At 41.3% G+C, this 25,788-nt stretch carries 21 protein-coding genes, 1 other RNA gene and 1 other annotated feature; of the genes, 21 read left to right on the top strand and 1 reads right to left on the bottom strand.

Going from position 1 to position 25,788, the window contains the following annotated elements:
* Positions 1-138: 138 nt before the first annotated feature.
* From recJ to dtd, 4 genes are all read left to right on the top strand, one after another.
* Complete coding sequence (gene recJ, locus JFV29_RS20125) at positions 139-2,514, top strand: single-stranded-DNA-specific exonuclease RecJ (protein WP_201186004.1); 2,376 nt, start codon at positions 139-141, stop codon at positions 2,512-2,514.
* Positions 2,505-3,017, top strand: coding sequence for an adenine phosphoribosyltransferase (locus JFV29_RS20120; protein ID WP_053347125.1), 513 nt, complete (start codon positions 2,505-2,507; stop codon positions 3,015-3,017). The genes recJ and JFV29_RS20120 overlap by 10 nt, the downstream gene beginning before the upstream one ends.
* A gap of 315 nt (positions 3,018-3,332) precedes the next feature.
* The gene (locus tag JFV29_RS20115; protein ID WP_201186002.1) at positions 3,333-5,531 is read left to right on the top strand and encodes a RelA/SpoT family protein; all 2,199 of its coding nucleotides are present in this window, start codon (positions 3,333-3,335) and stop codon (positions 5,529-5,531) included.
* 14 nt (positions 5,532-5,545) lie between these two features.
* A complete protein-coding gene (gene dtd / locus JFV29_RS20110; RefSeq protein WP_056528345.1) occupies positions 5,546-5,989 on the top strand; it encodes a D-aminoacyl-tRNA deacylase in 444 nt (147 codons plus the stop codon).
* An 82-nt stretch (positions 5,990-6,071) separates the two neighbouring features.
* Here dtd and JFV29_RS20105 read toward each other — a convergent pair whose 3' ends face one another.
* Entirely contained in the window at positions 6,072-7,838 is a 1,767-nt protein-coding gene (locus JFV29_RS20105) for an SH3 domain-containing protein (RefSeq protein WP_201186000.1), read from the bottom strand.
* Between the two features lie 128 nt (positions 7,839-7,966).
* On the opposite strand from JFV29_RS20105, the gene JFV29_RS20100 reads away from it, so the two are divergent.
* From JFV29_RS20100 to JFV29_RS20020, 17 genes are all read left to right on the top strand, one after another.
* A complete protein-coding gene (locus JFV29_RS20100; protein WP_053347121.1) occupies positions 7,967-8,140 on the top strand; it encodes a hypothetical protein in 174 nt (57 codons plus the stop codon).
* Positions 8,141-8,218: 78 nt separating this feature from the next.
* Positions 8,219-8,457: a binding site (T-box leader), on the top strand.
* A gap of 98 nt (positions 8,458-8,555) precedes the next feature.
* Positions 8,556-9,827, top strand: a complete 1,272-nt coding sequence (gene hisS, locus JFV29_RS20095) for a histidine--tRNA ligase (RefSeq protein WP_053347120.1) — start codon at positions 8,556-8,558, stop codon at positions 9,825-9,827.
* 12 nt (positions 9,828-9,839) lie between these two features.
* The gene (aspS, locus tag JFV29_RS20090; RefSeq protein WP_056528354.1) at positions 9,840-11,609 is read left to right on the top strand and encodes an aspartate--tRNA ligase; all 1,770 of its coding nucleotides are present in this window, start codon (positions 9,840-9,842) and stop codon (positions 11,607-11,609) included.
* A gap of 87 nt (positions 11,610-11,696) precedes the next feature.
* A non-coding RNA gene (gene ssrS, locus JFV29_RS20085) (6S RNA) lies at positions 11,697-11,882 on the top strand.
* A gap of 540 nt (positions 11,883-12,422) precedes the next feature.
* Entirely contained in the window at positions 12,423-13,394 is a 972-nt protein-coding gene (locus JFV29_RS20080) for a nuclease-related domain-containing protein (RefSeq protein WP_201185999.1), read from the top strand.
* Positions 13,395-13,676: 282 nt separating this feature from the next.
* The gene (locus tag JFV29_RS20075; RefSeq protein ID WP_201185998.1) at positions 13,677-14,783 is read left to right on the top strand and encodes a M20 family metallopeptidase; all 1,107 of its coding nucleotides are present in this window, start codon (positions 13,677-13,679) and stop codon (positions 14,781-14,783) included.
* 111 nt (positions 14,784-14,894) lie between these two features.
* The gene (locus JFV29_RS20070) at positions 14,895-15,656 is read left to right on the top strand and encodes a tRNA threonylcarbamoyladenosine dehydratase (RefSeq protein WP_053347117.1); all 762 of its coding nucleotides are present in this window, start codon (positions 14,895-14,897) and stop codon (positions 15,654-15,656) included.
* Between the two features lie 189 nt (positions 15,657-15,845).
* A complete protein-coding gene (locus JFV29_RS20065) occupies positions 15,846-17,036 on the top strand; it encodes an ABC transporter substrate-binding protein (protein WP_201185997.1) in 1,191 nt (396 codons plus the stop codon).
* Between the two features lie 74 nt (positions 17,037-17,110).
* On the top strand, positions 17,111-17,989 hold the full coding sequence (locus JFV29_RS20060) for a branched-chain amino acid ABC transporter permease (protein ID WP_053347115.1): 879 nt from the start codon (positions 17,111-17,113) through the stop codon (positions 17,987-17,989).
* A 13-nt stretch (positions 17,990-18,002) separates the two neighbouring features.
* Complete coding sequence (locus tag JFV29_RS20055) at positions 18,003-18,974, top strand: branched-chain amino acid ABC transporter permease (protein ID WP_053347114.1); 972 nt, start codon at positions 18,003-18,005, stop codon at positions 18,972-18,974.
* Positions 18,949-19,728 carry an ABC transporter ATP-binding protein gene (locus JFV29_RS20050; RefSeq protein ID WP_056528369.1) on the top strand — a complete coding sequence of 260 codons (780 nt, stop codon included), beginning with the start codon at positions 18,949-18,951 and terminating at the stop codon, positions 19,726-19,728. The genes JFV29_RS20055 and JFV29_RS20050 overlap by 26 nt, the downstream gene beginning before the upstream one ends.
* Entirely contained in the window at positions 19,728-20,435 is a 708-nt protein-coding gene (locus JFV29_RS20045; RefSeq protein WP_053347112.1) for an ABC transporter ATP-binding protein, read from the top strand. The genes JFV29_RS20050 and JFV29_RS20045 overlap by 1 nt, the downstream gene beginning before the upstream one ends.
* 579 nt (positions 20,436-21,014) lie before the next feature.
* Positions 21,015-22,196, top strand: coding sequence for an ABC transporter substrate-binding protein (locus JFV29_RS20040; protein WP_201185996.1), 1,182 nt, complete (start codon positions 21,015-21,017; stop codon positions 22,194-22,196).
* A 168-nt stretch (positions 22,197-22,364) separates the two neighbouring features.
* Positions 22,365-23,243 carry a branched-chain amino acid ABC transporter permease gene (locus JFV29_RS20035; RefSeq protein WP_201185995.1) on the top strand — a complete coding sequence of 293 codons (879 nt, stop codon included), beginning with the start codon at positions 22,365-22,367 and terminating at the stop codon, positions 23,241-23,243.
* 13 nt (positions 23,244-23,256) lie between these two features.
* On the top strand, positions 23,257-24,219 hold the full coding sequence (locus JFV29_RS20030; RefSeq protein WP_201185994.1) for a branched-chain amino acid ABC transporter permease: 963 nt from the start codon (positions 23,257-23,259) through the stop codon (positions 24,217-24,219).
* Positions 24,194-24,973 (top strand): ABC transporter ATP-binding protein, encoded by a 780-nt coding sequence (locus JFV29_RS20025; RefSeq protein ID WP_201185993.1) that lies wholly within the window; start codon positions 24,194-24,196, stop codon positions 24,971-24,973. The genes JFV29_RS20030 and JFV29_RS20025 overlap by 26 nt, the downstream gene beginning before the upstream one ends.
* Positions 24,973-25,680, top strand: a complete 708-nt coding sequence (locus tag JFV29_RS20020; RefSeq protein WP_053347107.1) for an ABC transporter ATP-binding protein — start codon at positions 24,973-24,975, stop codon at positions 25,678-25,680. The genes JFV29_RS20025 and JFV29_RS20020 overlap by 1 nt, the downstream gene beginning before the upstream one ends.
* Positions 25,681-25,788 lie beyond the last annotated feature (108 nt).

Below are 25,788 nucleotides of genomic sequence, written 5' to 3'. Positions count from 1 at the left end.
GGGGGGGCTGGCATGATGCCAGCCTTCTTTTTGTGAGACTAGCTTTTTGAATTGGGAAATACAGCCATTTTTGAGTTTAAAATAAAATTGAAACCGTTATTGTCGTTTTGTATAATAAGTAAGTTGAGGGGTGAATTTATGTTAAAGCCAAAAACACGGTGGAACTTACGAACTGCCGATGAAAACAAAGTTGCTGAACTAGCGGAAGAGCTTCATATCACACCCTTAGTTGCGGCCTTACTTGTGAATCGTGGCCTGGATACAATTGAAAGTGCCCGATCATTTTTATTTGTAAAAAATCAAACTTTTCATGATCCATTTTTACTGAAAGATATGGATAAAGCAGTATATAGAATAAAAGAAGCCATTCAAAACGGAGAGAAAATCAGGGTTTTTGGTGATTATGATGCGGACGGCGTGACATCGACTACGGTGATGATGACGACGCTAACTAGACTAGGAGCCGATGTGGATTTTTATATCCCAAATCGATTTACAGAAGGCTACGGGCCGAATCCAATGGCATTCCGCTTGGCAGCTGAGCAAGGGGTAAAGGTATTAATAACCGTGGACACGGGAATTTCCGCAGTTGATGAAGCGAAACTTGCTAGCGAGCTTGGCATGGATTATATTTTGACGGATCACCATGAACCGGGGCCGGAACTTCCCGAAGCACTAGCGATTATTCATCCAAAACTTGAGGACAGTTCCTATCCATTTGAAGATCTTGCTGGCGTAGGGGTTGCTTTTAAACTGGCACATGCCTTGCTTGGCGAACTGCCAGAGGATTTGCTGGAGATTGCGGCAATCGGTACCATTGCGGATTTGGTACCTTTAAAAGGAGAAAACCGCCTCATTGCAGCGAAAGGGATTGAGCAGTTACGCTTAACTAGACGTCCGGGGCTTGTTGCCCTAATGAAAGTGGCGAATATTCAGCAGGAAGCATTGAATGAGGAATCAATCGGCTTTGCAATGGCACCACGAATCAATGCAGTTGGCCGCCTTGGTGATGCTGACCCGGCTGTTGATTTATTGATGTCTGAAAACTTGGCTGAAGCGACGGAACTGGCTAATGAAATCGATGATATTAATAAAGAGCGTCAGGCGATGGTTGCTGCAATGGCGGAAGAAGCGATTCAAGAGGTTGAGGAAAACTTCCCACCGGAGTCAAATGGTGTGCTTATTATCGGGAGAGAAGGCTGGAACGCAGGGGTAGTGGGTATTGTAGCCTCCAAACTGGTTGAACGCTTTTACCGTCCGACCATTGTGTTGAGCTATGACCGAGAAAAGGGGCACGCGAAAGGTTCAGCCCGGAGTATTGCTGGATTCGACCTTTTTGAGAGTCTCTCTACTTGTCGCGAATTGCTGCCTCATTTTGGTGGACATCCGATGGCTGCGGGAATGACCTTGAAAATAGAAGACGTACAGGAGCTTAGAGATCGCATGAACATGATTGCGAAAGAACAGCTCAGCGAAGAAGATTTCACACCTATTACCAACTTGGATGGAGCCACAACATTAGCGGAAGTTTCCATTCAAACGATTCAGGAAATGAGCCTGCTAGCGCCATTTGGAGTGACCAATCCAAAGCCGAAAATCTTGATAGATTCCGTCCAGCTTTCAAGTGTCCGTAAAATTGGCGCCAATCAGAATCACTTGAAGGTGCAGCTTGAAGATAGTGAGAATCATAAACTCGACGGCGTTGGGTTTGGTCTAGGTCATTATGTGGATGAAATAGCTCCGCATGCAGAAGTCTCCGTGATCGGCGAGCTTTCCATTAATGAGTGGAATAATATCAAAAAGCCGCAAATCTTTGTTCAGGATGTCTCGGTCAATCATTGGCAGCTATTCGATTATCGCGGCAAGGGACAGGCAGAGAAGTGGCTAGCTGAGATACCGGTTCATAATCGGAAAATTGTTATTTTCTCGGAAGATATTTATAGAAGATATCCTTTTTTACAAAACCATCCCGATCTTGTTTTAATCAAGAATGAACAGGAAGCAGATCAGCTCGACTGCATGCAAGGACATGTGGTTCTTATGGACATGCCCCCGTTAAGAGAGTTGTTAAAACGGGTGATTGAAAATAAGAAGCCGTCGCGGATATACGCACATTTTTCTCATGAACAGGATCATTTCTTAAGTACGGTGCCAACACGGGACGACTTTAAATGGTTCTATGCCTTTCTTGCTAAAAAGGGTCCGCTTGATGTGAAAAGGTATGGTGATGATCTTGCCAAATACCGAGGCTGGTCAAGAGATACAGTGGATTTTATTTCAAAGGTGTTTTTTGAGCTTGATTTTGTTACAATAGAGAATGGGTTAATTATGCTCACAGCCAATGCGAAAAAACGCGATCTCAGTGAGTCTGAATCGTTTATAAGAAAGAAAGAGCAATTTGAGCTTGAACAAGAGCTTGTCTATTCTTCCTATCAGCAATTATTCGATTGGTTCAATCATTTTTTAGTTCATGAGGCAACAGACCTTGAGGAGGAAACAAAGCAATGGATTTAAAGCAATATGTAACAATTGTGCAAGACTGGCCAAAACCGGGTATTGTCTTCAAAGATATTACAACATTAATGGATAACGGCGCAGCTTATAAATACGCAACAGACCAAATCGTCGAGTACGCTCGCGATAAAAATATCGATTTAGTGGTCGGACCGGAAGCACGCGGATTCATTATCGGATGTCCAGTCGCATACTCATTGGAAGTGGGCTTTGCGCCAGTGAGAAAAGAAGGAAAGCTTCCACGTGAAACGATAAAAGTCGAATATGGCTTAGAATATGGTAAGGATGTATTGACTATCCATAAAGATGCCATTAAACCAGGACAACGTATCCTGATTACGGACGATTTACTTGCTACTGGCGGTACAATCGAAGCAACGATCAAATTAGTGGAAGAGCTTGGCGGAATTGTAGCCGGGATTGCATTCCTTATTGAATTAACAGACCTAGACGGTAAAGATAAATTAGAAGGCTATGATGTTTTAACACTAATGAACTTTTAATAAAGAAGAGCACTCTGATCAGGGTGCTCTTTCTGTTATACCCGTTTTTCATAGATTTTGTCGAATTTCCAGTGAAAAAAAGAACTATTCTTAATAAAATACATGTTTTACCCTTTACATCCATGCCATTTTTTTCGATAATAGTAATAATAAAGAGTTTTTCTGCTATTAAGTTTATTTGCACTTGTATCCGTTTCGGCGGATTTATTTTTTTCGCAAAAATTGTCACGTTTTGCTGAACAAAGGGAAGTGCTACCAATCATACTCAATCCGGTTAATATCCGGTGGCAGTTAAAGTGGGGTTAAGGTGATTAAATGGCTAACGATCAAATATTGACTGCCGAGCAGGTTGTAGAAATGGCCAGCTTATATCTTCAGCCGGAAGAAGCTGAATTTATTCATAGAGCGTTTAAGTATGCAGAGTATGCTCACCGAGAACAATTTCGTAAATCGGGAGAACCATATATTATTCATCCGATTCAAGTGGCGGGTATTCTGGCTGATCTTGAAATGGATCCTGCAACTATTGCGGCAGGCTTTTTACATGATGTTGTTGAAGACACGGAGGTCACTCTGAAGGATATTGAAGAGAATTTCAGTCCTGAAGTCGCCATGCTCGTTGATGGTGTGACCAAATTAGGGAAAATTAAGTATAAATCACAGCAAGAACAACAGGCGGAAAACCATAGGAAAATGTTCGTTGCGATGGCCCAGGATATCCGGGTCATATTGATTAAGCTTGCTGACAGACTGCACAATATGCGGACATTGAAGCATCTGCCGCAGGAAAAGCAGAGAAGAATTTCGAACGAAACATTAGAAATCTTTGCGCCGCTTGCTCATCGTCTTGGGATCAGTACGATTAAATGGGAACTTGAAGATACGGCACTAAGGTATTTAAACCCGCAGCAGTATTACCGAATCGTCAACCTTATGAAGAAAAAGCGTGCAGAACGTGAACAGTATTTAGAAGAAGTCATTGATGAAGTGCGTAAAAACGTGGAAGAAGTCAATATTAAAGCAGACCTCTCTGGCAGACCGAAACATATATACAGTATTTATCGCAAAATGGCGTTGCAGAATAAGCAGTTCAGTGAAATTTATGACCTGCTTGCGGTTCGGATTGTCGTCAATAGCATAAAAGACTGTTATGCCGTTTTAGGGATCATTCATACATGTTGGAAGCCGATGCCTGGCCGATTTAAAGACTATATCGCGATGCCGAAGCCGAATATGTATCAATCCTTACATACGACGGTAATCGGGCCAAAAGGCGATCCGCTTGAAGTGCAAATCCGTACCTCCGATATGCATCGCATTGCCGAGTTCGGGGTTGCCGCACACTGGGCTTATAAAGAAGGAAAAGATGTTGGTGAACAGCCTTCATTAGAGGAAAAATTGACTTGGTTCAGGGAAATTCTTGAATTCCAGGATGACGCAACAAACGCCGAGGAATTCATGGAATCCCTTAAAATCGATCTTTTTTCTGATATGGTGTTCATTTTTACGCCAAAAGGCGATGTTATTGAACTTCCGTCAGGATCCAATCCGATTGACTTTGCTTACCGGATTCACTCGGAAATCGGTAACAAAACGATAGGGGCCAAAGTGAACGGGAAAATGGTACCGCTGGATTATAAACTAAAAACAGGCGATATTATTGAAATTTTAACATCCAAGCATTCATATGGTCCAAGTCAAGATTGGCTTAAACTCACGCAAACATCTCAGGCGAAAAATAAAATCCGTCAATTTTTCAAAAAGCAGCGCCGAGAAGAAAATATCGAAAAAGGCAAAGAACTTGTTGAAAAAGAAATCAGGATCATGGAGTTTGATCTGAAGGAAATCCTGACATCTGAGAACATTAAGCGCGTTTCGGATAAATTCAATTTCCTGAATGAAGAAGATATGTATGCAGCGGTTGGTTATAACGGAATAACAGCCCTTCAGGTAGCGAACCGCCTTACTGAAAAATGGCGTAAGCAGAAGATGGTCGAGCAAGAAGCAGATATTTCGGAAGCTGTTGCTGATCTGAAAACTTTCCCTAATTCCTCCAAAAAACGTGACTCAGGTGTACGTGTACCGGGAATTGAGAACCTCCTTATCCGTTTATCACGCTGTTGTAATCCGGTTCCTGGGGATGAAATCGTTGGTTATATTACAAAAGGCCGTGGAGTCTCTGTTCATAGACAAGACTGTCCGAACCTAGAAAGCGGTGATTCCGATCATCGTCTTGTGCCTGTTGAATGGGAAAGCAAGATTAACGAACGTAAGGAATATATCGTTGAAATTGAGATCAGCGGATATGATCGCCGCGGCTTATTAAACGAAGTGTTGCAAGCTGTCAACGAAACAAAGACAAATATTTCAGCAGTATCAGGTAAATCGGACCGGAATAAAGTAGCGACCATTCACATGTCGATTTATATCCATAACATTGCACATCTACAAAAGGTCGTCGACCGTATAAAACAAATTTCAGATGTCTATTCCGTTAGAAGGATTATGAACTAAGGAGTTTTATTACTATGCGTGTTGTTTTACAACGTTCCAAAGCTGCCAAAGTTGTTGTGGCAGGCCAAACAATCGGGCAAATTGACAGCGGACTAGTCCTGCTAGTTGGTGTCACCCATGGCGATACAATTGATGACGCCGTCTATTTGGCTGATAAGATTGTTAATCTTAGAATTTTTGAAGATGAAAATGAAAAGATGAACCACTCACTACTAGACGTTGGTGGTTCGATTCTATCAGTTTCACAATTTACGCTATATGGCGACTGCCGTAAAGGCCGTCGTCCGAACTTCATGGACGCCGCCCGTCCTGAAGAGGCGAACAAAATTTATGAATCATTCAATGAAGAACTACGCAAAAAAGGCGTCCATACTGAAACCGGTCAATTTGGCGCAATGATGGACGTTCAGCTTACTAATGACGGACCTGTAACATTAATAATGGAAAGTAAAAAGTAACCTGCTGCGGCAGGTTTTTTTGTTGAGAAAAAGTGATTGTAAACAAATTGAAAGCCAGCTTCCATGGGAAGCTGGCTTGTCATTATTTGAAATACCGCGCCAATCCATTATAGATAGCGGTTGTAATGGTTTCTTGATATTCATTCGTTGTAATCCTCAATTCTTCAACAGGATTACTTAAATAGCCTAGTTCAATAAGTGTAGCTACACGATTGTTTTCACGGATAACATGGTAATCTCCGTATCGGGAACCTCGGTTAGGCACCTGCATCGTGGATCCTAGTGAATTGGCAAGTGTTGAGGCAAAATTCTGTTGATAGTCATGATAGTAGAATGTAGTTATTCCACTCGCAATCTGATCTTTGGTGCTATCATAATGGAGGCTGATGAATGCATCCGCGTTATTGATATGTGAAGTGCTAACCCTTGAAGGCAGTGGAACATATGTATTACTGCTTCTTGTCAGAATCACTTTTGCACCTGCCGCATGAAGCTTGTCCCGCAGCAACTCAGCGGTACGGATTGTTAAGTTTTTCTCAAGAGTACCACCGACTCCAACTGTACCGCTGTCCCTGCCGCCATGGCCGGGATCGATTACGATGACTTTATCCGCTAAATATTTTTCAACGCCTGGACGCTGGATCTGCTCAGCATTACCTTCAATCGTCACAATCCAACCAGCAACATAAGCGGTTTGGCCATTCTTGAGTTTAATGGAGTACCAATCGCCCTCCATACCGAGAACGGAGAATGTTTCTCCTTCTTTCACCTGCGCTACAATCTGCGAGTTGCCATCTGGCTTACTTCTAAGGATTGTCCCATCATGAATGGTGGTAATCTTACTGCCTTTTACGTCAATCTTCTTTTTCTTTGTTGTTTGTTCGGCATTCTCTATTTCTAAATACCAGCTCACCACCCAGCCTTTTTTTGAATCAGAAAGCTGAAGCTGTGTCATTTGGCCTGTTGTTTGCAAAACTTGGTAGGTTTCATCCTTGTTTACCGAACCAATGATTTTACTGTTAGGAGAGGCCTTTTTCCGCACATTTAAACCAGAAACGGTTACTCTTGCAGTGGCACCTGCCTTATTGATTTTCGTCTCACTCTTATTCTTGCCCAATTCTATGTAAGATTCGGCGACCCAGCCATGGCTTCCTTGAAAATCAATTTCAACCCATTCGTTTTCAATTCGATAAACAGTAACCATCGTATTTTTATTCAGCTTACCGAGCGAGGTACTGCTTTTCGAAGGCTCAGAACGAACATTGAGACGGTCGACCAAAGTGACTCCCGTTTGCACGGATTGTTCCGATTCTTCTTTCTTCTGCTTCGTCTCTCTCTCTACTGCATTCTCGGAAGCCTTAGTGAGCTTGAGATAGTCAGAAGAGACCCAACCCTCGATTTCTGCATGTTTGATTTGAATCCAATTTTCATTTTTTTCAATAATGTCAACAGCCGTTCCTTTCGTTATCGAACCAACTGTTTGAAATGTAGTACCGGGGCCTGTACGGACGCGGACAGAGCTACCGGTAATTATTCCCTGACCTGATTCCTGCTTAACCTGATTTGAATCTGATTTTTTTCCCACAAGCCAATTGGCAACCCATCCCGTTTTACCGGCGCCAATCCGAATTTCAATCCAATCGCCATCTTCATTCACAATCGGATACGTTTCCCCTTTTGTAAGTTTTTTCACAATAGGAAAACTGAGGCCTGCGCCTTCTCGGACATTGACCACCTTGGTCGTCACGACAATTTCCCCTTCGTTTTCTCCAAATGCTTGATTGACGGGGAAAACCGCTGCTATTATCAGCAATAGGATTAGGCCAAATAATCCTGATTTCTTCTTCATAAGTTGTCTCTCCCTTTTATATCTATTTGTATGTATTCTCGTTCAATAAAAAATTTCCCTCCTTAATTGTGCAAAAAACATTTTTTTTAGGAAAGAATAAGTCTTATTAACTAATGGAGGGAAGCCATATGAAATTCAGCGAAAAAGACCAAACGAGTTTAAGTGGGGGCAATCAAGTACTAGGAGTCGATTTTCACGATTTTATTCAAAAGGAACAAAGCGCAAATCTAATTGAATTAGCATCCGAATTCGGAGTCAATGTCCGAACAATCAAGAATATGAAAAAACATTTGAACCAATAAAATACGACAAAATTCTTAGCCTATCTTGACATTTGATGTTAACGTCCGTATGATTATAAAGTATCAGACCTATTACTGCAATAACCAATGATGGAGAAGAGTAATTAAGAAACACATGAAAAGAGAGGAAATGCCGAGGCTGAAAGCATTCCACATGATGACTTAATGAAAGAACCCTCCGTAGGCTTCACTCTGAACGAATTTTTTTAGTAGGAGATGAACGTAAAGCAGGCGTTAACTGTTTTTGAGCGGAGGCACTTATTTAATTGTGCTTCAACTAGGGTGGCACCACGGGATATTCAACTCTCGTCCCTTGTAACGACTATGTTACAAGGGGCGGGAGTTTTTTGTTTGGAAAAAATTCAGTGCAACGTCGTATAAGAAATGACGCATTGCTTTAAAGGAGGAAACAAATATGTCTATTCAGATTCCTAGAGGTACGCAGGATTTATTGCCTGGTCAAACGGAAATTTGGCAGTATATCGAAAAGACAGCGCGTGAGATTTGTCACCGTTATCAATATAAAGAAATCCGTACACCGATTTTTGAGCACACAGAGCTGTTCTTACGTGGTGTGGGAGACACAACCGATATCGTGCAAAAAGAGATGTACTCATTTCAGGACCGCGGTGAACGGAATTTGACCCTTCGTCCTGAAGGCACTGCATCTGTTGTTAGATCATACATTGAGAACAAAATGTTTGGTTGGGCAAATCAACCGGTCAAACTTTATTATATCGGGCCAATGTTCCGTTACGAACGTCCGCAAGCAGGTCGCTTCCGTCAGTTTGTTCAATTTGGTATCGAGGCATTAGGAAGTAAAGATCCAGGAATTGATGCAGAGGTTCTATCGCTGGCAATGAATCTTTATAAAGAACTTGGTTTGACAAAACTGAAGCTCGTAATAAATAGCCTTGGTGATAATGAAAGCCGGACAGCGCATCGCAATGCGTTAATCAAGCATTTCGAACCCCGTATCGGCGAGTTTTGTAGCGATTGTCAAAATCGTCTTGAAAAAAATCCATTGCGTATTCTGGATTGTAAAAAAGATCACGATCACGAATTGATGAAAACGGCACCTTCCATCATTGAATATTTAAATGATGAATCGCGTACCTATTTCGAAAAAGTGAAACAACACTTAACAGATTTGGAAATTGAATTCGTTGAAGATCCGACGCTTGTGCGCGGCCTGGATTACTATAATCATACGGCCTTTGAAATCATGAGTGATGCGGAAGGTTTTGGTGCGATTACGACACTTTGTGGAGGCGGCCGTTATAACGGGCTTGCTGAAGAGCTTGGTGGACCGGAAACACCTGGGATTGGCTTTGCTCTGAGCATTGAACGTCTGATTGCAGCACTTCAAGCAGAAAACATCGAACTTCCGATCAAAAAGGGCATTGACTGCTACCTTGTTTCACTAGGTGAGTCCGCTAAGGATTATAATGTCAAACTTGCCTACCAATTGCGTAATGCCGGTTTCACAGTCGAAAAAGACTACCAAGACCGTAAAGTAAAAGCTCAATTTAAATCAGCCGATCGCCTTGAAGCAAGATATGTGGCGACACTTGGAGATGATGAATTGAAAAATAATACAATTAATCTAAAGTTCATGGCAACCGGTGAACAAGTCCATATGGATCTTGCTACATTCGTTGAACAATTTAAAAAGCTACAGGCTTAAGGGGGAAATACCATGTTTGGCAGAACATACTTCAATGGAGAAGTTACAGAAGCAGCTATTGGTGAAAAAGTTACATTAAAAGGATGGGTACAAAAACGTCGTGATTTGGGCGGAGTAATCTTTATCGACCTTCGTGACAGAAGCGGAGTTGTACAAGTTGTTTTCAATCCGGACATCTCGGCAGAAGCATTGGCGACAGCTGAAAAAATTCGTAATGAATACGTTCTTGATATTCAAGGTACAGTCATCAAACGTGATGAAGCCAACTTCAACCCGAATGTATCAACAGGTACAATTGAAGTTCAAGCAGAAAGCGTAACAATTTTAAATGAAGCAAAAACACCTCCTTTCATCATTGATGAGAGAACAGATGTTTCTGAAGATATTCGCTTAAAATACCGCTATTTGGACTTGCGTCGTCCGGCAATGTTTGAAACGTTGAAAATGCGTAACCAAACAACTAAGGCGATTCGTGATTACTTGGACGGCGAAGGCTTCCTTGATATCGAAACACCTATTTTAACGAAAAGTACACCAGAAGGCGCACGTGATTATTTAGTGCCTAGCCGTGTACACGAAGGTGAGTTTTATGCACTGCCACAGTCACCGCAAATCTTTAAGCAGCTATTGATGGTATCCGGTTTCGAACGTTATTATCAAATTGCCCGCTGTTTCCGTGATGAAGATTTACGTGCTGACAGACAGCCTGAATTCACACAAATCGATATTGAAACTAGCTTCATGAGCCAGGAAGATATCATTAAAACGGCTGAAAACATGATGGCTAAAGTTATGAAAGATGTAAAAGGGCTGGACGTAACACTGCCATTCCCAAGAATGACATATAACGAAGCGATGAGCCGTTATGGTTCCGACAAACCTGATACACGTTTCGAAATGGAACTTAAAGATGTTTCAGAAATCGTGAAAGACAGTGATTTTAAAGTGTTCACAGGTGCTGTTGCAAATGGTGGACAAGTTAAAGCGATCGTAGTTAAAGGCGGAAATGCAGATTATTCCCGTAAAGACATTGATGCATTGGCTGAATTTGCAGCTATTTACGGTGCAAAAGGCCTTGCTTGGTTAAAAGTAGAAGAAGATGGCGTAAAAGGACCAATTGCAAAATTCTTCGCTGAAGACCAACAGCAATTAGTTGCAGTATTGGAAGCAGAAGTAGGCGACCTGATCTTATTCGTTGCAGATAAGAAAAGCATTGTTGCGGATGCACTTGGCGCGCTTCGTATTAAGCTAGGTAAAGAAAGAGGCTTGATCGACCAAAGCAAATTCAACTTCCTATGGGTAACGGACTGGCCATTACTTGAATACGATGAAGAAGAAGGACGCTATTATGCAGCTCACCATCCATTCACAATGCCATTCCGTGAAGACCTGGAAAAACTGGAATCAGACCCAGCCAGCGTCCGTGCACAAGCGTATGACCTTGTCTTGAACGGCTACGAACTTGGCGGTGGATCACTGCGTATTTTTGAACGCGATGTTCAAGAAAAAATGTTCAAAGTGCTTGGATTCACAGAAGAAGAAGCAAACGCACAATTCGGCTTCTTAATGGATGCTTTCGAATATGGAACACCTCCACACGGCGGAATCGCACTTGGATTGGACCGTATGGTAATGTTGCTTGCGGGTCGTACAAACCTTCGCGACACCATCGCGTTCCCGAAAACAGCAAGCGCAAGCGACTTGCTAGTTGACGCTCCAAGTACTGTAAGTGATAAGCAATTAGCAGAACTTAGCTTAAGACTTGCTGCATTAAAGAAATAATTTTATTGGGAAAAAATATGAAAATTTACCTAGATGCTTTCTCTTGAAACGGAGTAAAGCAATATGATATGATATTTTCAACAAGTAAGAGTCCTGATGTGTTCGTTCTTTAACCTATAAGTTTTGACCGAACACTTATAGTTACCGGGAGCACTAGTTTCCTGGCCGCGTACATGCCTCCCTCGTAGAGGACTTACAAACGCGAGGAACCGAGCACCCACCTGCGGAGAGCGGGTTCAAAACAAAGGCGTAAACGGCACAATTGGGACTCTTATAACTTACAAAGCAACTCATGTTGAGTAAACATGGGTTTTTTTGTGCTGAAAAATCTGTATTCACGAGTAAAAGGGTGAAACTCACGAGTAAAAGCTGAAATTCACGAGTAAAAGGGTGAAACTCACGAGTAACCGGCTGAAAGTCACGAGTAAAAGGGTGAAACTCACGAGTAAAATGCGCAAACTCACGAGTAAAAGCTGAAAGTCACGATTAAAGGGCTGAAACTCACGAGTAAAAGCTGAAACTCACGAGTAAAAGGGTGAAACTCACGAGTAAAAGGGTGAAACTCACGAGTAAAGCGGTGAAACTCACGAGTAAAAAGCCCAAACTCACGAGTAAAAGCTGAAATTCACGAGTGAAAAGCTGAAACTCACGAGTAAAAGCCCAAACTCACAAGTAAAAAACTGAAACTCACGAGTAAAGGCTGAAACTCACGAGTAAAATGCCCAAACTCACGAGTAACCACTTTTTTACAGATACCCAGGCAGGAATCAAAAGCATGATCACAGAAAATATAGAAGAAGGAGTGATGAATTAATGAAAAAACCATGTGAAAAGCCAATGAAAATGCTTAAACTGGAGGCATTAAGCAGAAGGCTCTCACCAAACCATCCTAAACAGAAAAAAATAACGAATGATTACCGGAAAATCCGTACTGGTTTTTATGGAGAATCAAGTATTGGAAAAGAGTTAAAGGATCTTTCAAAAAAATATCAAGTATTTCATGACCTCAGACTGAGCCGCGATGAGAGCAGCTTTTTCCAAATGGACTTTCTTATCGTATCTACAAATTGCTGCATTATCATCGAGGTGAAAAACTTTGCCGGTTTGCTCTATTTTGACCGCACCTATCCTCAATTGATTCGGACAAAAGATGGACAGGAACAAGCCTATCTTGATCCGATTATCCAGGTTGATGTGCAAAAATCACGCTTAATCAATTGGCTTAACCTTCATAAATTCCCGCTGCTTCCGATTGAAACGCTCATTGCAAATGCAAACTCGAACACCATCATTAAGACTACTCCTGGTCATGCCTCCATCTTCAAGCAAATCACCGGAAAAGAAACACTCATCTCAAAAATTCAAACTCTTGAAAAAAAGTATCCATCTGCGCAATTAACCCAAAGGCAACGCAATAAACTATCAAACACATTCCTTCAAAAAAATACTCCACATAATCCAGATATACTCAAGTGGTATCAAATCTCTGAATCGGATCTGCTTAAAAGCGTTCACTGCCCAGAATGTTCAATTCTCCAAATGCAACGTCACTGGGGAAAATGGACATGCGCGCATTGTTCTTACTCTTCTAAAGATGCCCACATTCATACTCTTCGTGATTATGCCCTCCTCATAAGGCCCAAGATTACAAATAAACAAGCGCGGTTATTTTTACAGATTGAATCAATAGATATCATGCAGAGAATACTCTCTACTATGGAATTACCTTATACAGGGCAATATAAAAATCGAGAATATAACCTTGATGGCTTATTTTACGAGTAAAAGGGTAAAACTCACGAGTAAATGGCTGAAACTCACGAGTAACCGTCTTAAACTCACGAGTAAAAGCTGAAACTCACGAGTAAAAAGCTGAAACTCACGAGTAAAAAGCTGAAACTCACGAGTAACCGTCTGAAACTCACGAGTTAACATCAAAAACCCCCATTTAAGGAACACTCCACAATATACATTCGTAAAGTATGTAGTAAGGTTGAAATAATTAGAGCAAGGAAAAAGAAAGTAGTGAGGGCTTTGAAAGACTTATTGGATGCTAAGAGGAGAGAAATGCTTCAATTAGTGGAGCAGCTTGTGAATATTGATAGTGGTTCTTATACAAAACAGGGAATTGATAAAATTGGTACGATTTTAAAAACGAAATTTGAGAGTCTTGATTTTATTGTGAATATTGTGGAACAAAAGAATTATGGCAATCAACTAGTTATTCAGCATCGTGATGCGCTTCAACCACATATTCTCGTTGTCGCACATATGGATACAGTTTTTCCAGAAGGGACGGTACAAAAACGTCCTTTTAAAGTGATAGGAGATCGCGCATACGGACCTGGTGTTGCTGATATGAAGGCAAGCTTAGTCGAACTTTTTTATGCGATTCTTTGTATGAAACAGGCAGGGAAGACCGGGTATAAACATATTCAAATCATTCTCAATAGTGATGAAGAGATAGGGTCTCCTTCTTCTGCTTCACTCATTTCTGAGAATGCGGCAAATAAGAAATTTGCGTTAATTCTAGAGCCGGCGAGGTCGGATGGTTCACTTGTTACGGCGAGAAGAGGCTGCGGGCAATTTAAAGTGGACATAGTAGGAGTGTCTGCTCACTCGGGGATTGAACCGGAAAAAGGACGAAGTGCAATTGAAGAATTGGCTCATAAGATTATCGCACTGCATAGGTTAAATGATCTTAAGCAGGGGATTAGTGTAAATGTCGGGATAATTGAAGGCGGTTCAGCTGTCAATACCATTGCCTCCCACGCCGCTGCCTTTGTGGATGTGCGTATCTCAGAAAAAAAACAGGAAGTTATGATCCTAAAACAAATGAAAAAAATCTGTGCTCACACTTATATTGCTGGAACGAAAACGACGCTTAGCGGCAAAATGGACCGGCCACCTATGGAAAAGAACGAACAAACGACCATTCTATTAGAGGCTATCAATCAGGCGGGGCAGGAAATCGGCATCAATATTACCGATACGGATACGGGCGGAGGTTCAGATGCTTCTTTTACATCTGAATTAGGAATTGCAACCGTAGACGGATTAGGTCCAATTGGCGGGAATGCACATAGTGAAGACGAGTATTTAGAAATTCCTAGCCTGACAGAACGAACACTTCTTCTAGCAACAGTTCTTCAAAAATTGTCTACAATGAACTAGTATACTAATTCCGATAACTCTGCTCATATTTCACTTGTCATAAATGATGTTTATGATATATTGTTAATTGGGAATCTAAATAAGAACAGAATTTATTGGAGTTGAATATATATGCTGCATCAGTTTTCTCGAAATGAATTAGCGATTGGTAAGGAAGGCATAGATATACTGAAAAACACAACCGTTGCTGTTCTAGGTGTAGGTGGCGTCGGTTCCTTTTCAGCTGAGGCATTGGCACGTACAGGAGTAGGTCGAATTATCCTTGTGGATAAAGATGATGTCGACATTACTAATGTGAACAGACAAATTCATGCTCTTCTCTCAACTGTAGGTCAGCCGAAAGCGGAATTGATGAAGACCCGCATTCAAGATATTAATCCGGACTGCGAAGTAATCGCGCTAAAAATGTTCTATACAGAAGAAACGTTTGAAGAGTTCTTCAGTTATAATCTTGACTATGTCATTGATGCATCAGATACGGTCATTTATAAGATGCATGTGATGAAGGAATGCCTGAAACGAAATATTAAGGTGATTTCAAGCATGGGAGCTGCCAATAAAATGGACCCAACCCGTTTCCAAATTGCTGATATTTCTAAAACGCATACAGATCCGCTTGCCAAGGTCATTCGTACAAGATTACGAAAAGAGGGCATCACAAAGGGAATTCCTGTCGTCTTTTCCGATGAAAGCCCGATTGTCATTCGTGAGGATGTTCGAAAAGAAGTCGGCAATGACAATGCAAAAATCCGTAAAGCTCAAATGCCGCCATCTTCCAATGCTTTCGTACCATCTGTAGCTGGCTTAATTGCGGCCAGTTGGGTAATCAATGATATTGTAAAAGACATTGAAGTTCGCCGTGTTAATGACTGATAGACATTTAACTGACTCTAAACGGAGTCAGTTTTTTTTGTTCATATTATCACGAAAATATTTTTTATTAACATTTTTTTCTATGACATATAGACGGAGTCGATAGAATGAGATACACTGTTTTCAGAATATTATTTTTATTTAAATATTCTGTCAATGAGAATAATATACTAAATTAGGGGGTTTCAAATGAAGAAGAAGAAAAAGCTAGCAGGAGTGTTTCTATCACTTTCACTAGTAGCTGGGGCGCTGGCAGGTTGTAATAGCGACTCGAAAACTAGCAGTTCAAGTGGGGGCTCATCCACCTCGGGTGACACCATTAAAATTGGTGCCAACCTTGAATTGTCAGGTGGTACTGCATCATTCGGTCAGTCGGCTGCGGATGGTTTGAAACTGGCCATCGAAGAAATTAATAAAGAAGGCATTGACGGAAAAAAGCTAGAAATCATTAAAGTTGATAATAAATCTGATGCAGCAGAAGCTACAAGCGGTTCAATTAAATTAGTCAGTCAGGACAAAGTTGTCGCTGTAGTTGGATCAGCTACAAGCACGAACACTTTGGCACAGGTTCAAGTCGCACAAGATAATAAAGTTCCTCTTCTCACACCAACTGCAACAAATCCCGACATAACAAATAAAGCTGGAAAATTAAACGATTATGTGTTCAGAACTTGCTTTATCGATCCTTTCCAAGGGACGGTTGCAGCTAATTTCGCATCTGATGATATTGGGGCGAAGACTGCAGCAATCTATGTAGATAGCGCAAGTGATTATTCAAAAGGATTAGCCGCTGCATTTAAAGAAGCATTTACTGCAAACGGCGGTAAAATTGTAGCGGAAGAAGCCTATGTAACGAAAGATACTGATTTCCGCGCAACATTAACACGTATCAAATCTGCAAAACCGGAATTCGTTTTCCTTCCTGGTTATTATGAAGAAGTTGGACTTATCTTAAAGCAAGCTCGTGAAGACGGCATCGACCTTCCATTCATGGGTGGAGATGGCTGGGATTCTCCGAAAGTCGTTGAAATTGCTGGGGCAGAGGCATTGAAAAATACCTTTATCACTAATCACTATTCTCCAGAAGATGAAGATGCAAAAATCCAAGATTTCGTTGCAGCTTACAAAAAGAAATACAATAAAACACCAGATGCTTTTGCTGCCCTTGGCTATGACACTGGGTACTACCTGGCTGACGCTATCAAAAGATCTGGAGATGCTTCTCCCGAAAAAATCAGACAAGCATTGGAAGATGTCAAAGATCTTCAATTAGTATCAGGGACTCTTAACCTCGATAAAAATCATGATCCAATCAAATCGGCTACTATTTTAGAATATGTAGATGGTAAACAAACATTTAAAACAAAAATCAATCCATAATAGTTAAGCGGATAGGGGGCAAGTCCCCCTATTCTATCTTCACTAAAAAAACACCTTTTCGGGGAGAGTGCAATATGGAACTGATTCAGCAATTGGTAAATGGCATTTCACTCGGCAGCATTTATGCATTGATTGCTCTTGGCTATACGATGGTATACGGGATCGTCAAGCTGATAAACTTTGCTCATGGTGACGTATTTATGGTTGGTTCATTTGTTGGTTTTTACTCAATTACGGTATTGGACTTATCGTTCATCCCTGCTTTATTGATTTCAATGATTGTATGCGCCATATTTGGTGTCTTAATTGAACGTATTGCTTATAAACCCCTTCGAAATGCAACACGGATTGCGGCCTTAATTACGGCCATCGGTGTTTCCCTTCTAATAGAAAATGGTCTGATCTACATCCGTGGCGCTCAGCCAGAAGCCTATCCAAACGATGTCCTTCCGATGGATAAACTCGATATATTAGGAGTTTCCATCAGCAGCCAATCTATATTAATTTTATCCGTATCGATTATTTTAATGATTATCCTACAATTTGTTGTACATAAAACAAAAATCGGCAAAGCCATGCGTGCCGTTTCATTTGATTCCGAAGCGGCTACGCTTATGGGCATCAATGTCAATAATACGATTTCCGCTACCTTCGCAATAGGTTCGGCTCTAGCAGGGGCGGCAGGTGTTATTTTTGGAATCTACTATATTAAGATTGAGCCGTTAATGGGTGTCCTTCCCGGCCTTAAAGCCTTTGTTGCAGCAGTTTTAGGCGGCATTGGCATTATTCCTGGAGCAATGGTCGGCGGTCTACTGCTTGGAGTTATTGAGGCGTTGGTCAGTGCCGCCGGTTACTCTTTATGGCGTGACGGTGTGGCATTTATCGTACTCATCTTGATTTTAATCTTCTTGCCACAGGGCTTATTCGGTAAAAATAAAAGAGAAAAAGTATAGGGGAGACATAGCGATGACTACTTTAAAGAATTCAAAGGGTTTTTGGCTCTCGATTGTGTTGGCACTTATTTTTTTCTCGGTCATGCAGTTTACCATTTCAAACGGCATGCTCAATCCATTTTATATCAATACGCTCATGTTTATCGGCATCAATATTATGCTGGCAACGAGTCTTCATTTAATCATCGGAATCACCGGACAGTTCTCTATTGGTCATGCCGGGTTTTTAGCAGTAGGGGCCTATGCTTCCGCTGTGATGACAATGAAGCTAGAACTACCATTCATTATTGCCTTATTGGCAGGGGGGATTTTAGCCGCTGTAGCAGGTATGGTAATTGGAATTCCGAGCTTACGTCTGAAGGGGGATTACTTGGCGATTGCTACACTTGGATTTGGGGAAATTGTCCGGATAGTCCTCTTGAATATTGATTATGTAGGCGGAGCAAGCGGGATGCAGGTATCCCATTTGACAACGTGGCCATGGGTATTTGCCTGTGTAATGATTACTATTATTGTGATTCGTAATTTCACGAATTCAACCCATGGTCGTGCATGTATTTCCGTAAGAGAAGATGAAACGGCCGCTGACGCGATGGGAATCAATACGACTTATTATAAAGTGGCAGCTTTCGTCATTGGAGCCTTCTTTGCAGGGGTTGCTGGCTCGCTTTACGCTCATAACTTCTATATTATCCAGCCGTCAAATTTCGGTTTCCTAAAATCATTCGATATTCTGATCTTCGTGGTTCTCGGTGGTCTTGGAAGTCTATCAGGTTCAGTTTTGGCCGCGATTTTATTAACAATCGTGACCACATTCCTTCAGGATTACCCGGAAACAAGGATGATTATTTACAGCCTTGTACTGATTTTGATGATGATATTCCGCCCGCAAGGTTTAATGGGGACAAGAGAAATTACGACATTGTTCACTGGTAAAAAAACTAAAGGGGGACCTAAGGATGGAAGCCACAATACCGTTGCTTAAAGTAGATTCAGTGGGAATCCGCTTCGGTGGATTGAAAGCTGTTTCAGATGTTAACGTGGAATTATTTCCGGGGGAACTTGTTGGCCTGATTGGTCCGAATGGTGCCGGGAAAACGACCTTCTTTAATTTGTTGACGGGTGTGTATGTTCCTACAGAAGGAACGATTGCTTTAAATGGGGAAAATTTAAAAAAACAACCGCCTTATAAAATTACGAGAAAAGGAATTTCCAGGACCTTTCAAAATATCCGCCTCTTTAGTGAGTTATCCGTGATTGATAACGTCAAGGTTGCTTACCACTCACTCGCCAAGCATATGATTGCAAGCTCTGTATTCAGATTGCCGGGCCACTTTTCCGGTGAAAAGGAAATGGATGAAAAGGCGATTGAGTTCTTGAAGATTTTCAACCTGGACCAATATAAGGATGAAAAAGCGAAGAATCTACCATATGGACAGCAGAGACGACTGGAAATTGCTCGGGCTCTTGCAGCAAATCCGAAACTTCTTTTACTTGACGAACCAGCGGCTGGGATGAACCCGCATGAAACGAAAGAATTGATGAACCTAATTGCGTTTATCCGAAAGGAATTCAATCTTACGGTATTGCTCATCGAACATGATATGTCACTTGTCATGGGTGTATGCGAACGTATTTACGTACTCGATCATGGTCAGCTTATCGCCCACGGAAAGCCTGAAGAAATCCGCAACGATCCAAAGGTTATCGAAGCGTATCTTGGCGAGGAGGTTTCATAATGCTGAAAATCGAGGACATCAATGTCTATTATGGGAACATCCAAGCGTTAAAGGGTGTTACGATGGAAATTAACGAAGGGGAAATCGTCACCTTGATCGGAGCAAATGGAGCCGGGAAAAGCACATTGCTCAAAACGATTTCGGGGTTGTTAAAACCGAAACAAGGAAAGGTTCTTTTCGAAGAGGGCTCGATTGGAGGAAAAGCAGCCCAATCTATCGTGAAAATGGGCATCTCCCATGTCCCCGAAGGCCGTCGTGTCTTTGCTAACATGACGGTTGCTGAAAACCTGGAGCTTGGAGCCTATTTACGAAAAGACAAAGAAGGCATCAAAAAAGATATGGAGAAAGTCTATGAACTATTTCCGAGGTTACTAGAAAGGATCAAACAACAGGCTGGCACCCTATCAGGTGGTGAACAGCAGATGCTTGCAATGGGGCGAGCTTTAATGGCGAAACCACGTTTATTACTGCTCGATGAACCTTCCATGGGACTTGCTCCGTTGCTAGTGAAACAAATCTTCAACATCATCCAAGAGATCAGCGAGGCTGGAACAACGATTCTTTTAGTTGAGCAAAACGCCAACCTTGCTCTATCCATTGCAGATCGGGCCTACGTCGTTGAAACAGGACGGATTGTCCTTTCTGGCAACGCCGATGAACTCACTTCTAGTGAAGAAATTAAAATGGCCTACTTAGGAGGCCACTAAACCGCCGTTTGGCGGTTTTTTGTTGTGGAGAGAAAGAATAGTGTTTCTGATTATGATCATAATGTTAGCAAGAAAGCACCATTCTAGATATGAAATAGAATAGAATTATATACAGCATTTTATACATTTAAGAGAATCTAGTTCAATAATAAACTAGGAACAAAGACTAAAACATAGTAAAAAAATGGGTTTAATTCCCTATCGTTCTACTTGTTTTTTGGAAAAAATGTATTAAATAGGATGAAAATAATGGAAAGTGGAATAAAATTTTTTTAGTATTAATTTAGAACTTTATAATATCAATATAATAAAATTAATCTGTATATTCTGATAATACAGGCTATTTTCACAATAATTAAAATATATAAAAATAGAAACAGTGAGTTGCCTCTGTGAAAAATATACCATTTAGCAAAATATTCATTCAATTATTGTATAGACGGAATGAAATTTATGCGGTAAACTAATTTTCGAAATATTTATTTAATTATAAACATTTAATCTAATCAATTTTTTCTGGGGCGTTTTGAATAAATATTCATGCATCAGAGCTATGATTACAAAATGGAGGGGTTAATTATGAAAAAGAAAAAACTAGCAGGTGCATTCCTTTCTCTAACACTTGCAGCAGGTGTTCTAGCAGGTTGTTCCGGCGGCTCTGGTTCATCAGAGAAATCAAGTGGGGATGGAGAAACAATCAAGATCGGGGTCAACCTTGAATTATCAGGTGGTGTAGCCTCATATGGTCAATCGATTGCGGAAGGTCTAGAGCTTGCGACTGCAGAGATTAACAAAGAAGGAATTGACGGTAAAAAAATCAAACTTATAAAAGTTGATAATAAATCTGAAGCGTCTGAAGCAACAAGCGGTGCTATCAAGCTGACTTCACAAGATAAGGTTACAGCAATTGTTGGTGCAGCTACAAGTACGAACACGATTGCACAAGTACAGATTGCACAAGATAATAAAGTTCCAGTTATCAGCCCTTCTGGGACAAGCCCGGAAATCACATATAAAGATGATAAATTGAACGATTATATTTTCAGAACAAGCTTCATCGATCCGTTCCAAGGTACAGTTGCTGCGAACTTTGCAACTAGTGAAGTCAAAGCAAAAAGTGCTGCCATCTATATTGATAGCGCAAGTGATTATTCAAAAGGATTAGCGGCAGCCTTTAAAGAACAATTCATTGCAAATGGCGGGAAAATCGTTAGAGAAGAAGCTTACATTGCGAAGGATACTGATTTCCGTTCTACATTGACTCGTTTGAAATCAGCAAAACCGGATTTCATTTTCCTACCTGGTTATTATGAAGAAGCTGGTCTAATTGTGAAACAGGCACGTGAAACAGGACTTGACGTACCATTTATGGGCGGCGACGGTTGGGACTCTCCTAAGCTAGTAGAAATTGCCGGTGCTAAAGCGCTAAATAACACATTCATCACGAACCATTATTCTTCAGGTGATCCTGATGAGAAAATTCAGAATTTTGTGTCTGCGTTTAAAGCGAAATACAAAGATAAATCTCCTGATGCTTTTAATGCTTTAGGATATGACACAGGATACTACCTTGCAGATGCTATTAAACGGGCAGGCTCGACAGATTCAGAAAAAATTAAGGATGCCCTTGAGAAAACAAAAGACCTTGAACTTGTAACTGGGACATTTACTTTGGATGAAAAACACAATCCAATCAAATCTGCTACCATTCTTGAGTTTAAAGATGGGAAACAAGTATTTAACACAAAAATCAATCCTTAATGATAGAGTAAAAGTTTTAATCCTTTCGCCGGCCTTTCTTACAATAGAAGGTGCTGGCGAATTCTCATTTTTCTAGTATATAAAGGCTTATGGAACTTCCATTTTGAGTGGAAACGAGAGTCTGAACTTGCCATATTATAAAATTAGATTTTTCAAGGAGAGTCGAACATGGAATTGATACAACAGCTAATTAACGGGGTTTCACTAGGAAGTATTTATGCCCTTATCGCTCTCGGTTATACGATGGTTTACGGGATTGTTAAATTAATTAACTTTGCCCATGGTGATGTTTTCATGGTTGGGTCATTCGTTGGTTTTTACTCAATAACGGTTCTGGATCTATCATTCGTACCTGCTCTATTAATCTCGATGACAGTCTGTGCAATCTTTGGGGTATTAATCGAGCGGATTGCGTACAAGCCGTTGAGGAACGCAACGCGTATTGCCGCACTTATCACAGCTATAGGGGTTTCGCTTTTAATCGAATATGGATTCATCTACGTTCGCGGTGCACAGCCTGAGGCTTATCCAAGTGATGTATTGCCAACAGACAAATTTAATATTTTTGGAGTTTCTATCAACAGTCAATCGGTCTTGATTTTCGGTGTAGCTGTAGCTTTAATGATCATTTTACAAATCATCGTTCATAAAACAAAAATAGGAAAAGCCATGCGTGCCGTTTCTTTTGACGCGGATGCGGCTAAGTTGATGGGGATAAATGTTAATAACACAATTTCGGCTACATTTGCAATCGGTTCCGCTTTAGCTGGAGCAGCAGGTGTCATTTTCGGTATTTATTATATTAAAATTGAGCCGCTTATGGGTGTGCTGCCAGGTTTGAAGGCATTTGTTGCTGCCGTACTTGGAGGAATCGGGATTATACCGGGCGCGATGGTTGGAGGCTTACTGCTTGGTGTCATCGAGGCATTGGTCAGTGCCGCCGGTTACTCATTATGGCGTGATGCTGTAGCCTTCATCGTACTGATTCTTATCTTGATTTTCATGCCACAAGGCTTATTCGGTAAAAACAAAAAAGAAAAAGTATAGGGGAGACAAAGCAATGACTACATTTAAGCGAGCAAAAGGTTTTTGGCTCTCGATTTCGCTATCACTGATCTTTTTCGCCGTGATTCAAGTTTTAATCGGCGGCGGATCGCTAAATCCTTTTTATCAAAATACGCTCATGTTCATCGGGATTAATATTATCCTAGCAGCAAGCTTACACTTAATCATCGGGGTGACCGGACAGTTTTCCATCGGACATGCTGGATTCCTGGCAGTTGGTGCCTATGCTTCAGCAATAATGACTATGAAGTTAGAAATGCCGTTTGTTGTGGCATTGATAGTTGGCGGTTTGGTGGCAGCGTTGGCCGGTTTGATCATCGGAATCCCAAGTTTACGTCTTAAAGGAGACTACTTGGCGATTGCGACCCTCGGTTTTGGGGAAATCGTCCGGATTATTCTTTTGAATATTGATTATGTTGGAGGGGCGAGCGGCATGCAGGTTTCCCATTTAACTACTTGGCCATGGGTGTTTGTTGCCGTTCTCGTTACGATCATCGTTATCCGAAACTTTACAAGCTCGACCCACGGAAGAGCCTGCATTTCGATCCGCGAGGACGAAACGGCTGCAGATTCGATGGGAATTAATACGACGTATTACAAAGTTGTCGCGTTTGCGATTGGTGCTTTTTTTGCAGGGATTGCTGGAGGGTTATACGCGCATAACTTCTATATTATTCAGCCATCGAACTTCGGATTCTTGAAATCATTTGATATTTTGATTTTAGTAGTACTTGGTGGTCTTGGAAGTCTTTCCGGTGCCGTATTGGCCGCAATATTACTAACGGTTGTTACGACTTTCCTTCAAGATTACCCGGAAACACGAATGATCATCTACAGCCTTGTGCTTATCGTGATGATGATCTATCGTCCACAAGGTTTAATGGGTACAAAAGAAATAACATCCATGTTCAAACGTAAAGGAGGCAGCAGCCATGAAAATAAAAACACCGCTGCTTAAAGTCGATTCAGTCGGCATCCAGTTCGGAGGGCTTAAGGCCGTTTCTGATGTTAACGTCGAGTTATATCCAGGAGAACTAATTGGCTTGATTGGGCCGAACGGCGCTGGAAAAACAACTTTCTTTAACTTGCTGACAGGAGTTTACGTCCCTACAGAGGGCACGATTTCTTTAGAAGGTGAGAACTTAAGAAAACTGCCCCCATATAAAATCACACAAAAAGGGATCAGTCGGACATTCCAAAACATTCGCTTGTTCAGTGAACTTTCAGTGATTGATAATGTAAAAGTTGCCTATCACTCTCTTTCGAAACATAGTATTTTGAGTTCGATCTTCCGTTTGCCTATCCATTTTAAAGGGGAAAAGGAGATGGATGATAAGGCCATTGAGTTCTTGAAAATTTTTAACCTGGATCAATACAAGGATGAAAAGGCAAAAAACCTGCCATATGGTAAACAGCGACGCTTGGAAATAGCCCGTGCGCTTGCCGCAAATCCGAAACTGCTTTTACTAGATGAACCGGCAGCCGGGATGAACCCGCAGGAAACGCATGAACTAATGAACTTGATTGCCCTCATCCGTGAAAAATTTGACCTGACCGTTTTATTGATTGAGCATGATATGCCGCTTGTCATGGGTGTCTGCGAACGCATATACGTACTCGATCACGGACAGCTAATCGCTCAAGGAAAGCCAGAAGAAATTCGTAACAATCCAAAAGTCATCGAGGCCTATCTTGGCGAGGAGGTTTCATAATGTTAAAAATCGAGGACATTAACGTATATTACGGAAACATTCAAGCGCTGAAAGGTATTTCACTTTCAATTAACGAAGGTGAAATCGTAACCTTAATCGGGGCTAACGGTGCAGGGAAAAGTACGATGCTGAAAACAATTTCCGGCCTATTAAAACCGAAACAAGGAAAAATAATGTACGAAGGGCAATCTATCGGCGGAAAAGCCGCACAATCTATTGTGAAAATGGGAATCTCTCATGTTCCAGAAGGACGCCGCGTCTTCGCGAATATGACGGTGGAAGAAAACCTTCAGCTCGGTGCCTATTTACGAAAAGATAAAGCAGGCATCAAGCAAGATATGGAGAAAGTCTATGAATTATTCCCGCGTTTGCTTGAACGACTGAAGCAGCAATCTGGAACTCTTTCCGGAGGGGAACAACAAATGCTTGCGATGGGCCGAGCCCTTATGGCAAAGCCGCGCCTCCTGTTATTGGACGAGCCATCTATGGGACTTGCACCATTACTAGTAAAACAAATCTTTAATATTATAGAAGAAATCAATAAAACCGGTACAACCATCTTGCTTGTCGAACAAAATGCCAACTTAGCCCTATCCATCGCGGACAGAGCCTATGTCGTCGAAACAGGCCGTATCGTTCTTTCCGGTAAATCCGAGGAACTAACCGCAAGCGAAGAAATCAAGAATGCATATTTAGGTGGACATTAAACCGCATATAGCGGTTTTTTGTTTTGCCAGAAATGAGCTATTTTAACTAGATGAAAAGGTTAGTAAATCTAAATCACTAGGTATACAATCTAATTAGGAATAATAGTA

The organism is Peribacillus sp. TH16 (assembly GCF_016651095.1).
Taxonomy (GTDB): domain Bacteria; phylum Bacillota; class Bacilli; order Bacillales; family DSM-1321; genus Peribacillus; species Peribacillus butanolivorans.
Note: the sequence above shows the minus strand (reverse complement) of the source record. Positions and strands in the feature narration are given on the sequence as shown.

Excerpts from the sequence above, each read along its gene's own strand:
- recJ (WP_201186004.1), top strand. The coding sequence starts at position 139 with ATGTTAAAGCCAAAAACACGGTGGAACTTACGAACTGCCGATGAAAAC.
- JFV29_RS20120 (WP_053347125.1), top strand. The coding sequence starts at position 2,505 with ATGGATTTAAAGCAATATGTAACAATTGTGCAAGACTGGCCAAAACCG.
- JFV29_RS20115 (WP_201186002.1), top strand. The coding sequence starts at position 3,333 with ATGGCTAACGATCAAATATTGACTGCCGAGCAGGTTGTAGAAATGGCC.
- dtd (WP_056528345.1), top strand. The coding sequence starts at position 5,546 with ATGCGTGTTGTTTTACAACGTTCCAAAGCTGCCAAAGTTGTTGTGGCA.
- JFV29_RS20105 (WP_201186000.1), bottom strand. The coding sequence starts at position 7,838 with ATGAAGAAGAAATCAGGATTATTTGGCCTAATCCTATTGCTGATAATA.
- JFV29_RS20100 (WP_053347121.1), top strand. The coding sequence starts at position 7,967 with ATGAAATTCAGCGAAAAAGACCAAACGAGTTTAAGTGGGGGCAATCAA.
- hisS (WP_053347120.1), top strand. The coding sequence starts at position 8,556 with ATGTCTATTCAGATTCCTAGAGGTACGCAGGATTTATTGCCTGGTCAA.
- aspS (WP_056528354.1), top strand. The coding sequence starts at position 9,840 with ATGTTTGGCAGAACATACTTCAATGGAGAAGTTACAGAAGCAGCTATT.
- JFV29_RS20080 (WP_201185999.1), top strand. The coding sequence starts at position 12,423 with ATGAAAAAACCATGTGAAAAGCCAATGAAAATGCTTAAACTGGAGGCA.
- JFV29_RS20075 (WP_201185998.1), top strand. The coding sequence starts at position 13,677 with ATGCTTCAATTAGTGGAGCAGCTTGTGAATATTGATAGTGGTTCTTAT.
- JFV29_RS20070 (WP_053347117.1), top strand. The coding sequence starts at position 14,895 with ATGCTGCATCAGTTTTCTCGAAATGAATTAGCGATTGGTAAGGAAGGC.
- JFV29_RS20065 (WP_201185997.1), top strand. The coding sequence starts at position 15,846 with ATGAAGAAGAAGAAAAAGCTAGCAGGAGTGTTTCTATCACTTTCACTA.
- JFV29_RS20060 (WP_053347115.1), top strand. The coding sequence starts at position 17,111 with ATGGAACTGATTCAGCAATTGGTAAATGGCATTTCACTCGGCAGCATT.
- JFV29_RS20055 (WP_053347114.1), top strand. The coding sequence starts at position 18,003 with ATGACTACTTTAAAGAATTCAAAGGGTTTTTGGCTCTCGATTGTGTTG.
- JFV29_RS20050 (WP_056528369.1), top strand. The coding sequence starts at position 18,949 with ATGGAAGCCACAATACCGTTGCTTAAAGTAGATTCAGTGGGAATCCGC.
- JFV29_RS20045 (WP_053347112.1), top strand. The coding sequence starts at position 19,728 with ATGCTGAAAATCGAGGACATCAATGTCTATTATGGGAACATCCAAGCG.
- JFV29_RS20040 (WP_201185996.1), top strand. The coding sequence starts at position 21,015 with ATGAAAAAGAAAAAACTAGCAGGTGCATTCCTTTCTCTAACACTTGCA.
- JFV29_RS20035 (WP_201185995.1), top strand. The coding sequence starts at position 22,365 with ATGGAATTGATACAACAGCTAATTAACGGGGTTTCACTAGGAAGTATT.
- JFV29_RS20030 (WP_201185994.1), top strand. The coding sequence starts at position 23,257 with ATGACTACATTTAAGCGAGCAAAAGGTTTTTGGCTCTCGATTTCGCTA.
- JFV29_RS20025 (WP_201185993.1), top strand. The coding sequence starts at position 24,194 with ATGAAAATAAAAACACCGCTGCTTAAAGTCGATTCAGTCGGCATCCAG.
- JFV29_RS20020 (WP_053347107.1), top strand. The coding sequence starts at position 24,973 with ATGTTAAAAATCGAGGACATTAACGTATATTACGGAAACATTCAAGCG.